Source organism: Streptococcus sp. 17.1 (assembly GCF_016648655.1).
GTDB lineage: Bacteria > Bacillota > Bacilli > Lactobacillales > Streptococcaceae > Streptococcus > Streptococcus salivarius_E.
Window position 1 is genome coordinate 106,909 of sequence record NZ_JACLQM010000004.1, and the last position, 12,252, is coordinate 119,160.

Genomic DNA, 12,252 nt, shown 5'->3' on the forward strand with positions numbered 1-12,252 from the left:
ATCTATCTCTTAGTTTTTTTCTAAAATGACACTTGCCTGAACAAAATCACCGCTATGGGAAATCGAGATAAAAACCTTGCCTTCAAAAGGTGATTGGGTCACCACTGGAGCTCCCTTGTCATTGGTCAATATTTCAATATCCTTAAAGCCGACTGCTCCAATACCAGTACCCCAGGCCTTTGAAAATGCTTCCTTACCGGCCCAACGCCCTGCTAAATAGGACATCTGACGATTACCAGAAAGGGATTCAAAACGCTCCCACTCTTTTGGTGTCAATACCTTTTTTGCAAAGCGTGGATTACGGTCATAAGCCTTTTTTACAGCTGAAATTTCCTGCAAGTCTATACCATATCCAAAAATCATAATTATAACGAAAGTCGATTGTGGATTTCACGAATAAGGCTATCTGTCTTATCCCAACCAAGACATGGATCTGTAATTGATTTACCATAAACTTCAGGTGTGTCTTGACGACCATCCTCAAGGTAAGACTCAATCATAAAGCCACGCACGGTATCCGCGATACGCTCATCCCACTCACGGTTAAGAAGGACTTCACGCACAATACGAACTTGCTCCATGAAGTTTTTACCTGAGTTGTCATGGTTAGTATCAACAAGGATAAATGGATTTTCCAGATTAAGTGCACTATACTTGTCCAAAGCCTTAACCAAGTCCTCGTAATGGTAGTTGACAATGTTCTGACCATTTTCATTGTTGGCACCACGCAGGATAGCGTGAGCGAGTGGGTTACCATCTGTTTTAACTTCAGCACCATTGTAAAGGAAATGCTGTTGATTCTGCGCAGCATAGATACCATTAAACATGACATTCAAATTCCCTGACGTTGGGTTCTTCAAGCCAATTGGCACATCAATACCTGAAGCTACAAAGCGGTGCTCTTGGTCCTCAACAGAACGTGCTCCAACAGCATGATAGCTAAGCAAATCATCAAAGAAGGAAAGATTTGACGGATAAAGCATCTCGTCAGCGATGGGAAGACCTGTCTCAGTAATAATACGTGACTGAAGGTGGCGAACTGCCTTAACCCCAGCAAGAAGGTCTACATCACCCTCTGCATCTGGCTGGTGGATAAGCCCCTTATAACCGTCCCCATTAGTACGTGGTTTAGCTGTATAAACACGCATAACAATAAAGATTTTATCTTTCACTTCTTCCTGAAGTTTGGCCAAACGGTGAGCATAGTCAAGAACAGCTTCTTCATTATCAGACGAACATGGACCAATAACCAAGAGAATACGTTTGTCCTCACCCTTGATAATTTTTGCCAAAGCCTCATCATTAGCCTGTTTAGTTACTAGTGCATCTCCCGTAAGAGCATGCAATTTCCTTACTTCCGCTACATCAATAAGCGGACTATTTTGATGAATTCCCATCTATTTCCCTCTCTTTGTGAAAAGAGAGCGAACCGCTTGGTCATCCAAACGGTTCACTCCCCATATATGGTTTCTGTTACCTTATTATTTTGACAAAGTATCGTGGATTTCACGAATCAATTCTTCTGTCTTATCCCAACCAAGACATGGGTCAGTGATTGATTTACCATAGACATCTGGCGCATCTTGACGGCCATCTTCAAGGTAAGATTCAATCATGAAACCACGTGCAACTTTGTTGATTTTTTCATTCCAGTCACGGTTAATCAAGGTTTGACGAACAATACGGATTTGTTCCAAGTAACGTTTACCTGAGTTATCATGGTTTGTATCAATAACGATGAACGGATTTTCAAGGCCCATTTGTTCATAATGTTCGATTGTTTCAAGAACATCATCATAGTAGAAGTTAGGCACGTTTTTACCATATTCATTCGTTGAGCCACGAAGAATAACGTGTGCCAATGGGTTACCTGAAGTTTCAACTTCTTCACCGTTAAAGAGGAAGTTTTGTTTGTTTTGTGCAGCGTAGATACCATTAAACATGACGTTAAGGTTCCCTGATGTTGGGTTCTTCATACCAGTTGGAACATCAATACCTGACGCAACAAAACGGTGTTGTTGGTCTTCTACAGAACGTGCACCAACGGCAATGTATGACACAAGGTCATCTACCAAAGGAAGATTTTCTGGGTAAAGCATTTCGTCAGCAGTTGTGATACCAGTTTCAGTGATAACACGGTAGTGAAGGTTACGCACAGCCTTGATACCGTTAATTAGGTTTGGTTTCCCTTCAGCATCAGGTTGGTGTACAAGTCCTTTATAGCCATCACCATTTGTACGAGGTTTAGCTGTATAGACACGCATAACCATAAAGACTTTATCTTTAACTTCTTCTTGAAGTTTAGCCAAACGGTGAGCATAATCAAGAACAGCTTCTTCATTATCAGATGAACATGGACCGATAACCAAAAGCGTACGGTCATCTTCACCCTTGATGATTGCTTCAAGCTCTTTATCACGAGCTTGTTTCTTGGCAAGGGCTTCACCTGTTAATGTAGTTGATTCTTTAACTGCATCAAAATCAATTTTTTCACTTACTGCTTTAAAAACCATAATAATTACCTATTTTTTTCCTAAAATTGTTTACGACCGTGACAATTTTTAAATTTCTTACCAGAGCCACATGGACAGAAGTCATTACGACCAACCTTACTAAAGTCAATTTCTTGACCATTAGCATCTGCTTGGTGGGCCTGGATATTGCCTGTTGCTGTTGTCGAAACACGTTCATTCACATTTTCACGAGATTGCTCATGAATTTGTGCTTTCATCATTGTACGTGTCACATCATATTCAATTGCCCCAATCATATCTTGGAACATCTTGAACCCTTCAGATTGATACTCAACGATTGGGTTGTTTTGTGCATAACCACGCAAACCAACGGCATTACGTAATTGATCTAGGGCATCGATGTGGTCCGTCCACTTGTTATCAACAACCATCAAAATCAAGACTTTTTGGAATTCACGGATAGCTTCCTCTGAACGCAATTTCTTGATTTGACGATCATAAACATCATCTGCTAACTCATTCAAGTAAACTTTAATAGCGTCATAATTAACACTACGTTTCGTTACCTCTCCCACTTCTTGTAAATCTTCAAGTGAGATGGCATTCTCAGGAACCAAAGCCTGACGAGCAAAGTTCAAAATACCTTTAAGAGCTTCCTCTTGATCATTGCGGCTGTGACCATCTACCGTACGGTTAATCGTACGCGTAATCATAGCCTTAATCTCAGGTTCAAGGTCACGTTCCGCTGTGATAACATCATAACGCTCAGCGTAGATGATTTCACGTTGTTCACGCATAACGTCATCGTACTGAAGGACTTGTTTACGAGTATCGTAGTTATTTCCTTCGACACGTTTTTGAGCCGCTTCCACTTGGCGTGTCAACATACGTGATTTGATAACAATATCTTCATCATCAGCATTCAAACGTTCCAAGACTTGTTTGATACGATCAGAACCGAAACGACGCATCAATTCGTCTTCAAGTGAAAGGTAGAATTGAGATTCCCCTGGGTCCCCTTGACGTCCCGCACGACCACGCAACTGGTTATCGATACGACGGCTTTCGTGACGCTCTGTACCAATGACACAGAGTCCACCAAGGTCAAGAACACCTTCACCAAGTTTGATGTCGGTACCACGACCGGCCATGTTGGTCGCAATCGTAACGGCACCACGTTGACCCGCATTCATGATAATATGCGCTTCTTTTTCGTGGTTCTTGGCATTAAGCACTTCATGAGGAATACCTGCTTCAACCAACATCTTAGAAATCAAGTCAGATGTTTCAACGGCAACCGTACCAACAAGGACTGGCTGTCCTTTTTCATAACGACGTTTAACATCTTGTACCACTGCACGGAATTTAGCATCCAAGGTTGGGTAAAGAAGGTCATCGTGGTCAATACGTTGAATTGGACGGTTAGTTGGAATCGGAATGATTCGCATGTTGTAAATCTCACGGAATTCATCTTCCTCAGTTTTACCAGTACCAGTCATCCCTGACAATTTCTTGTACATACGGAACATATTTTGGTAAGTGATTGAGGCAGATGTCTTCGTTTCTTCTTGAACTGGTACACCTTCTTTTGCCTCAATGGCTTGGTGGAGCCCATCTGAGAAACGACGTCCTTCCATGGTACGACCTGTAAATTGGTCAACGATAAGAATTTCTTGCTCAGGACTGACCACATAGTCAATATCATGCAACATGATGTAGTTGGCACGAAGGGCGTTGTCAATATAGTGAGTCAAGGCAACATTGTCAATATCGTATAAGTTGTCCAAGTTGAAGAATTCTTCAGCCTTGTCAATACCTGAGTCATTCAAACCAATCGTTTTCGTTGGAATATCAATGGCATAATCATCCTCTGTCAAGGTCTTAACAAAGGCATCCGCACGATGATATAACTGATTAGTTTCTGAACTTACAGGACCTGATACAATCAATGGTGTACGAGCTTCGTCGATAAGAACTGAGTCAACCTCATCGACCAAGGCATAGTTCAATGGACGTTGTACCATGTTTTCCTTACGAACAACCATGTTATCACGAAGATAGTCGAAACCTACCTCTGAGTTGGTTGAGTAAGTGATGTCACAGTTATAAGCTTCACGTTTTTCAGCTGGTGATTTGGCTGAAAGGTTAATCCCTACTGACAAACCAAGCCAACTATAAAGCTCACCCATTTCAGTTGCATCACGCTCTGAAAGGTATTCGTTAACGGTGATAACGTGCACACCTTCACCTGAAATAGCATTTAGGTAAACAGGCATTGTCGCAGTCAGGGTTTTCCCTTCCCCTGTACGCATCTCTGGGACGTCACCATGGTGAAGAACAATACCACCCATGATTTGCACACGATATGGGAAAAGTCCAAGAACACGTTTTGCCCCTTCACGAACAACTGCAAATGCCTCTGGCAAGAGTTGGTCTAGACTTTCTCCGTTTTGATATCGTTTTTTAAATTCTTCTGTTTTTGCCTGAAGTTCTTCATCTGAAAGAGCTGCCATTGCATCAGCATAGCTCTCGACTTTCTTGGCAGTTTTTTCTAGTTTCTTAATTTCGCCTTTATCATTTTCAATGATTTTGCGTAATATATTTGCCATCTTTTTTCCTTTCGACAGTCTTTATCTCCATATTTTACCACAAAAGCCCCCTTTAAACAAGAAATCACTCAAGGATTGACAAAGAAAAAAGCCCTAGTTTAAGGGCTTTCACAATGGATTTGCAAATAAACGAAAACTTTTTTATTAGATTCACTGAAAATATCGACAATAATGCTTTAAAACTACTTCTTAGAGTTCTCTTGGCTCTCTAGGATATCCTCAAAATCATGCAAGAGATTTTCAAAAGCCTGCTCAAAGAAGACATGGTCGGTGCCGCTATAGGCCTTCATTATCATAGGGCTAGCTTCAAAATCAACGTAGAATTGATAGTCCAAGACACCATTTTTCCAGTAAAATTTGATGCTAGGGGAGGCCGTTTTTTCACCGCACATACCCGGAATGGCCCGTTGTAAGCCATAAATGTGATCTCCATAATCTTTCAGACGATAGTAAGCTCCCTCAAAATAATAGGATTTGCCGATTTCAATACGCTCAAATAGTGCAGCTAAAACTTTTTCATTACTCATACTTAAGCCTTGTTAGGGTGACTGACAATCATCTCCAATTGTCCATCAATTTCCCAATCTGTCACATCATTTGGAAGAATGAAGTGATCACCTTTTTTTAGACAATAAATGCGTGAATCGATAGTCATAGTCCCATTGCCAGAAAGTACTGAACAAAGCAAATAAGGAGCTGATTGCTTGAAGTCAACCAAGCCACTGAGTTTCCATTTATATACGGTGAAGAAGGAGTTTGATGTCAAACAAGTCGACTCTAATTGCAAGGTCTTAACAGTTGCTGGGATGCTATTTTCTGGGTCCCCTAGATTCAAGACATCAAGAGACTGTTGAATATGAAGCTCACGTTTATTGCCCTGATCATCCCTACGATCAAAATCATAGACACGGTAAGTGGTGTCGCTAGATTGTTGAGTCTCTAAGATCAGGATACCTGGACCAATAGCATGCATGGTACCACTTGGTACAAAGAAAAAGTCACCTTTTTTAACAGGAGTTTTCGATAAAAGTCCGTCCCAATCACCTGCGTCAATTAAGGACGCCAATTCTTCCTTGGTCTTAGCCTTGTGACCATAAATAATCTCTGCACCCTCTTCAGCATCAATAATATACCAACATTCTGTCTTTCCTAGCTCACCTTCATGCTCTAGTCCATAAGCATCATCAGGGTGTACTTGTACTGAGAGCCAGTCATTAGCGTCCAAAATCTTTGTCAACAAAGGAAAAACACTAGTCTTGGGATTTCCAAAAAGTTCTGGTTTATCCTTGTAAAGTTCTGCCAGATGAAAACCAGCATACTTCCCGTTTTTGACATAGGATACACCATTAGGATGGGCAGAAATTGCCCAGTATTCACCAGTGTGTTCACTGGGAATATCGTAACCAAACTCTGTCTTAAGGCGATTACCTCCCCAGATTTTTTCATGCATTGGCGAATCTAAAAATAAAGGTTCCATTACATCCTCCTGTATAGAGCAAAACGCCTTAAGATCATGTCTTAAAGCGATTTTACATATTTTGCTTATTTGCGTGAGTGTTTGTCAGCTACATCTTTGGCAAGTGCAAAGTTACCAAGCGTCGCAGAGCCATTACCTGAAACAGCAGGTGTCACAATATACTCAGTCACGTCTGGCACTGGAAGGTAACCATTCAAAAGAGCTGTGAATTTTTCACGGACACGACGAAGCATGTGTTCTTGTCCCATAACACCACCCCCAAAGACGATAACTTCTGGACGGTAGAGCACAGTTGCCTGGACAGCAGCTTGAGCAATGTAGTAAGCTTGAACATCCCAAACCTCAGAATTTTGCTCAATCAATTCGCCACGAATACCTGTACGGGCTTCAAGTGATGGACCAGCAGCCAAACCTTCCAAACATCCGCGGTGGAATGGACAAGTTCCGTTAAATTCATTGGAAACATCATTTGGGTGAAGAGGTACATATACGTGACCAGCTTCAGTGTGACCCATACCACCAATGAACTCACCATTTTGAATAGCACCGGCTCCAATACCAGTTCCGATAGTGTAGTAAACAAGACTCTTAACACCTTTACGAACAAGTGTCTCACCATAAGCAGATGAGTTAACATCAGTCGTAAAGTAGAAAGGAATATTAAACTCTTTAGCAATCAAACCAAGAAGGTCGACATTTGACCAATGTGGTTTTGGTGTTGAAGTCACAAAACCATATGTTTCAGAGTTTGGATCAACATCAATTGGTCCAAATGAACCAATTGCAATTCCAGCCAATTGATCTTCATAACGTTTGAAAAATTCAATAGTACGGTCAATTGTTTCGTAAGGTGTAGTTGTTGGGAATTGAGTTTTTTCAACGACTTGGAATTTCTCATCGCCAACAGCACAAACAAATTTTGTACCACCAGCTTCCAAGCTTCCGTAAAGTTTAGCCATAGGTAAAGCTATCTCCTTTTATGATCAATAATAACTATTTATACTATTATAAATAAAAGCTAGGCAAAAGACAATCTAAATGAGACCTTGTTTAAGGAGGTACAGACTACTCTGCTTCATACTTTTCTTTATGAGCCATTTAACTAAAAAAGCCGAATTGGCTTCGACTTTTCTAGCTTATTATTTAACTGCGATGAAGTCTGCACCTTCAGCAACTGAACCAGTCGCTACTGATGAAACATCTTCGAAGTCTGCAGTGTTTGTAACGATAACCATAGTTGTATCGTCAAGACCTGCTTCAGTGATTACTGAGCTATCGAAGGTAGCCAAGACATCACCTTTTTTAATACGTTGATTTGCTTGAACTTTAGCATCAAATCCTTTACCGTCAAGTGAGACAGTGTCGATACCGATGTGGATAAGCACTTCAGCACCTTTATCAGATTTAAGACCGTAAGCGTGACCTGTTGGGAAGGCGATTTGCACTTCACCATCAAATGGTGCGACTACTTGGTTTCCTGAAGGTTTAATAGCGGCACCTTTACCCATAGCTCCTGATGAGAAGACTGGGTCATTAACATTTTCCAAAGCTACAACTTCACCTTTAAGTGGTGCAGCGATTGTTTCGGCTTGCAATGCAACTGGAGCTGATTCTGCAGATGCAATATCTTCAGCAACAACTTCTTTTTGAGCTTCAACTTCTTCCTCTTTGTAACCGAAGATCCAAGTAAGAGCAAAACCAAGAGCAAGTGTTACAAGTACCATGATCACATACTTAAGCACTTGACCGTTAAGGTAAAGAAGAGTACCAGGAACGATTGTTACACCAAATCCTGTACCAGCGAGGTTAAGGATTGAGGCCAACCAACCACCAGCAGCACCAGCGATAAGACCCATGATAAATGGTTTACCGAAACGAAGGTTAACCCCGAAGATAGCTGGTTCAGTGATACCAAGTACCGCTGAAAGAGTTGCAGGGAAAGCAAGTGCTTTCAATTTAGCATCTTTAGTTTTAACACCCACTGCAAGTGTCGCACCAGCTTGGGCAGTCATAGCAGCTGTGATGATAGCGTTAAGTGGGTCTTTACCAGTATTAGCAATGAGGTTAGCTTCAAGCAAGTTAAAGACGTGGTGAACCCCTGTAACGACGATAACTTGGTGAACTCCACCAAGAACAAGACCAGCAAGACCAAATGGCAAGTTAAGAATCCATTCTGTAGCAGCAAGAACATAGCTTTCAACAGTATGGAAGACAGGACCAATGATAAAGAGGGCCAAAGCTGACATTACTGCGAAGACGATAAGTGGACGCAAGAGAAGGTCAAGAACGTCTGGAACCCATTTACGAACCCATTGCTCGAACTTAGCACCAAGCAAACCTACGAAGAAGGCTGGAAGCACTGAGTTTTGGTAACCTACTACTGGAATAAAATCAAAGAAGTAAATTGGTTTAGCAGCACCTGATGCAACATCCCAAGCGTTAGGAAGGGCGTTGTTAACCATCATCAAACCAAGAACCAAACCAAGAAGTGGTGAACCACCAAATACGTTAAAGGCTGACCAACAAATCAAGGCTGGGAAGAAGGCGAAGGCTGTATCTGTCAATACAACTGTGTAAGTATAGAAATCAGTAGCAGCAAAAGCTTTTGATGTTGTACCGAACAAACCAAGAACTGTATCGTTATTGATTGCTCCACGGATACCCATGAAAAGACCAGTCGCTACGATTGCTGGAAGCAATGGAACGAAAACGTCACCGAATGAACGGATAGCACGTTGGAACCAGTTACCTTGTTTAGCAGCTTCTGCTTTTTGTTCGTCTTTAGATGCTGTTGGAAGACCTTGAGCAACGACTTCGTCGTAAATCTTGTTAACAGTACCTGTACCAAAAATCATTTGGTATTGACCTGAGTTAAAGAAAGCACCTTGAACTTTTTCAATGTTCTCAGCCTTTTCTTTATTGATTTTGTTTTCATCTTTGACCATCACACGTAGACGAGTCGCACAGTGAGCAACACTGTTGACGTTTTCACGTCCACCGAGGGCATCGATGACTTCTTTTGCAATTTGTTTGTTATCCATTTGCAAAATTCTCCTTAATAAAATTTGGTATGAAAGCGTTTAGCTTTTCTTTACGATAACTATTTTAGCATCTTTCTGCCATATGTCAACCGTTTAGCATATTTTTTTATTTTTTGTTATAAATCGTTGATTTTTATAGGTAAAACGTTTACTATATTATTAACAAATAGATTAGGAGATTACTAAATATGAATCTACCAACAGAAGTTCGTTACCGTCCATACGCAGATTGGACAGACGAAGAAAAAACAAAGATTAGAGAAAATGTCGCTAAATCACCTTGGCGTGCAAGTTACCATATCGAACCAGAAACAGGGCTTCTTAATGATCCAAACGGTTTTTCTTACTTTAATGGTAAGTTCCAACTTTTCTACCAAAGTTGGCCATTTGGAGCTGCTCATGGTTTGAAACAATGGGTGCATACTGAAACTGAAGATTTGGTTCACTTTACAGAAACTGGTGTCAAACTCTTGCCAGACCATGAAAATGATAGCCACGGTGCCTACTCAGGTTCTGCTTATCAAATCGGTGATAAACTCTTTATCTTCTATACTGGGAACGTTCGTGATGAAAACTGGGTTCGTGACCCACGTCAAATCGGCGCTTGGATGGATAAAGACGGCAAAATCGAAAAATTCGACAAGGTTCTTATCAAACAACCTGCTGACGCTACTGGGCACTTCCGTGACCCTCAAATCTTCGATTACAAGGGACAATTCTACGCTATCGTAGGTGCTCAAAACCACGATAAACAAGGTTATATCAAACTTTACAAGGCAGTAGACAATGATGTCGAAAACTGGGTTGAGGTTGGTAATCTTGACTTTGGTGGCACTGGGTCAGAGTACATGATTGAGTGTCCTAACCTTGTCTTTGTAGATGGCAAACCTGTTCTTCTTTATAGCCCACAAGGTCTCGATAAAGCTGAACTTGACTACGGTAACATCTACCCTAACACTTATAAGATTTTCCAAGATTTCGACACAGAAAAACCTGCCCTTGTTGATGGCACACCAATTATTAACTTGGACTACGGGTTCGAAGCTTATGCTACTCAAGGATTTAACACTCCTGATGGTCGTGCCCTTATTGTTAGCTGGATTGGTCTCCCAGACGTGGACTATCCAACTGACAAATACGACTACCAAGGTGCTATGAGCTTGGTTAAAGAATTATCTATCAAAGATGGTAAACTCTACCAATACCCAGTAGAAGCTATTACAAGCTTACGTGCTAGTCAAGAAGATTTCTCTGAAAAAACGGCAACAACTAACACTTACGAGCTTGAACTTAACTTTGAAGCTAACACTCAAACAGAACTTGTCCTCTTCGCAGACCAAGAAGGAAATGGCTTGTCACTTACTGTTGATACTGAGAACGGAAAAGTTATCCTTGACCGTTCTAAAGCTGGTGAACAATATGCTACTGACTTTGGAACAAGTCGTGAATGTACACTTGATGCCGGTCAAGCTGCAACCGCAAACATCTTTGTAGATAACTCAATCGTTGAAATTTACTTCAACAAAGGTGAGAAAGTCTTCACTAGTCGTGTTTTCCCAAGTGCAGAACAAACTGGTATCAAAGTAACGTCAGGAAACGTTTCTGGACACTACTTCGACTTGAAATACTAAGGTGATTTATGGTCGCAAAGCTTACTGACGTTGCCGAACTGGCTGGTGTGAGCCCAACCACAGTTTCTCGCGTCATAAACAAAAAGGGCTACCTCTCACAGAAGACCATTGACAAAGTCCACGCTGCCATGCAAGAGCTAAATTACAAGCCTAATAATTTGGCTCGAGGCCTCCAAGGAAAGTCGGCCAAACTCGTTGGCTTGATTTTCCCAAATATTTCCAATGTATTTTATGCCGAACTTATTGAACGTCTTGAGGATGAACTCTTTAAGCAAGGCTATAAAACCATTATTTGTAATAGTGAGCATGATCCTAACAAGGAGAGAGACTATTTGGAGATGCTTGCCGCCAACCAATGTGACGGCATCATCTCGTCTAGTCACAATCTTGGTATTGAGGATTATGAGAAGGTTGAAGCTCCCATCGTTGCCTTCGACCGTAATCTCGCCCCAAAGATTCCTATTGTTTCGTCTGACAACTTTGAAGGTGGCAAGTTAGCCGCAAGAGCTATGGTCAAGGCTGGCTGTCAACGCATTGTCATGATTACAGGCTATGATAATTCGGATTCTCCAACAGGACTTCGTCAACTAGGTTTTAATTATGAATTGGACAAGAAAGGTATTATTTGTCCTGTTCCAAACGATTTGTCTCTCATGCGACGAGAATTAGAAATCAAATCTATTATCTCTCGTGAAAAACCAGATGGCATCTTTGTTTCGGACGATTTAACAGCTATCTTGGTTATGAAGATAGCTAGACAATTGGGACTTTCTATCCCAGATGACCTAAAAATCATCGGTTATGACGGTACCGCCTTTATCCGTCACTTCTACCCAGAGTTAGCAACTATCCAACAACCTTTGGATGAAATTGCTAAGCTTTGTGTCGAAATTCTTCTCAAGAAAATTAAAGGCAAAACAGTTAATCGTGATTATGTACTTCCAGTGAGTCTGATTGCTGGTGGCAGTATATAAATGAAAGTCGCAAGAAATCTCCGCTTGCGACTTTTTTCTTGTTACA

General features: G+C 41.2%; 10 protein-coding genes. 2 read left to right on the forward strand and 8 right to left on the reverse strand.

The annotated features are described in order from the left end of the window. Window positions 1-9: 9 nt before the first annotated feature. From acpS to H7T99_RS03990, 8 genes are all read right to left on the reverse strand, one after another. Window positions 10-363 (reverse strand): holo-ACP synthase, encoded by a 354-nt coding sequence (gene acpS / locus H7T99_RS03955; protein ID WP_022496303.1) that lies wholly within the window; start codon window positions 361-363, stop codon window positions 10-12. Window positions 364-365: 2 nt separating this feature from the next. Next, a complete protein-coding gene (locus H7T99_RS03960) occupies window positions 366-1,397 on the reverse strand; it encodes a 3-deoxy-7-phosphoheptulonate synthase (protein WP_002884569.1) in 1,032 nt (343 codons plus the stop codon). An 84-nt stretch (window positions 1,398-1,481) separates the two neighbouring features. After that, the gene (locus tag H7T99_RS03965) at window positions 1,482-2,513 is read right to left on the reverse strand and encodes a 3-deoxy-7-phosphoheptulonate synthase (RefSeq protein ID WP_037602593.1); all 1,032 of its coding nucleotides are present in this window, start codon (window positions 2,511-2,513) and stop codon (window positions 1,482-1,484) included. 20 nt (window positions 2,514-2,533) lie between these two features. After that, window positions 2,534-5,083, reverse strand: a complete 2,550-nt coding sequence (secA, locus tag H7T99_RS03970; RefSeq protein WP_004183450.1) for a preprotein translocase subunit SecA — start codon at window positions 5,081-5,083, stop codon at window positions 2,534-2,536. Window positions 5,084-5,265: 182 nt separating this feature from the next. Next, the gene (locus H7T99_RS03975) at window positions 5,266-5,610 is read right to left on the reverse strand and encodes a hypothetical protein (RefSeq protein WP_013991167.1); all 345 of its coding nucleotides are present in this window, start codon (window positions 5,608-5,610) and stop codon (window positions 5,266-5,268) included. A gap of 2 nt (window positions 5,611-5,612) precedes the next feature. Then, the gene (gene manA / locus H7T99_RS03980) at window positions 5,613-6,560 is read right to left on the reverse strand and encodes a mannose-6-phosphate isomerase, class I (RefSeq protein WP_037602595.1); all 948 of its coding nucleotides are present in this window, start codon (window positions 6,558-6,560) and stop codon (window positions 5,613-5,615) included. 65 nt (window positions 6,561-6,625) lie between these two features. After that, window positions 6,626-7,519: a fructokinase ScrK gene (gene scrK, locus H7T99_RS03985; RefSeq protein WP_002891824.1), complete on the reverse strand. Its 894-nt coding sequence runs from the start codon at window positions 7,517-7,519 to the stop codon at window positions 6,626-6,628. Between the two features lie 180 nt (window positions 7,520-7,699). Next, on the reverse strand, window positions 7,700-9,601 hold the full coding sequence (locus tag H7T99_RS03990; RefSeq protein ID WP_002884626.1) for a sucrose-specific PTS transporter subunit IIBC: 1,902 nt from the start codon (window positions 9,599-9,601) through the stop codon (window positions 7,700-7,702). 188 nt (window positions 9,602-9,789) lie between these two features. On the opposite strand from H7T99_RS03990, the gene H7T99_RS03995 reads away from it, so the two are divergent. Both H7T99_RS03995 and H7T99_RS04000 read left to right on the forward strand, forming a co-directional pair. Beyond that, window positions 9,790-11,232 (forward strand): sucrose-6-phosphate hydrolase, encoded by a 1,443-nt coding sequence (locus H7T99_RS03995; protein WP_037602598.1) that lies wholly within the window; start codon window positions 9,790-9,792, stop codon window positions 11,230-11,232. Window positions 11,233-11,240: 8 nt separating this feature from the next. Next, window positions 11,241-12,206, forward strand: a complete 966-nt coding sequence (locus tag H7T99_RS04000) for a LacI family DNA-binding transcriptional regulator (protein ID WP_008535584.1) — start codon at window positions 11,241-11,243, stop codon at window positions 12,204-12,206. Window positions 12,207-12,252 lie beyond the last annotated feature (46 nt).

Excerpts from the sequence above, each read along its gene's own strand:
- acpS (WP_022496303.1), bottom strand. The coding sequence starts at position 363 with ATGATTTTTGGATATGGTATAGACTTGCAGGAAATTTCAGCTGTAAAA.
- H7T99_RS03960 (WP_002884569.1), bottom strand. The coding sequence starts at position 1,397 with ATGGGAATTCATCAAAATAGTCCGCTTATTGATGTAGCGGAAGTAAGG.
- H7T99_RS03965 (WP_037602593.1), bottom strand. The coding sequence starts at position 2,513 with ATGGTTTTTAAAGCAGTAAGTGAAAAAATTGATTTTGATGCAGTTAAA.
- secA (WP_004183450.1), bottom strand. The coding sequence starts at position 5,083 with ATGGCAAATATATTACGCAAAATCATTGAAAATGATAAAGGCGAAATT.
- H7T99_RS03975 (WP_013991167.1), bottom strand. The coding sequence starts at position 5,610 with ATGAGTAATGAAAAAGTTTTAGCTGCACTATTTGAGCGTATTGAAATC.
- manA (WP_037602595.1), bottom strand. The coding sequence starts at position 6,560 with ATGGAACCTTTATTTTTAGATTCGCCAATGCATGAAAAAATCTGGGGA.
- scrK (WP_002891824.1), bottom strand. The coding sequence starts at position 7,519 with ATGGCTAAACTTTACGGAAGCTTGGAAGCTGGTGGTACAAAATTTGTT.
- H7T99_RS03990 (WP_002884626.1), bottom strand. The coding sequence starts at position 9,601 with ATGGATAACAAACAAATTGCAAAAGAAGTCATCGATGCCCTCGGTGGA.
- H7T99_RS03995 (WP_037602598.1), top strand. The coding sequence starts at position 9,790 with ATGAATCTACCAACAGAAGTTCGTTACCGTCCATACGCAGATTGGACA.
- H7T99_RS04000 (WP_008535584.1), top strand. The coding sequence starts at position 11,241 with ATGGTCGCAAAGCTTACTGACGTTGCCGAACTGGCTGGTGTGAGCCCA.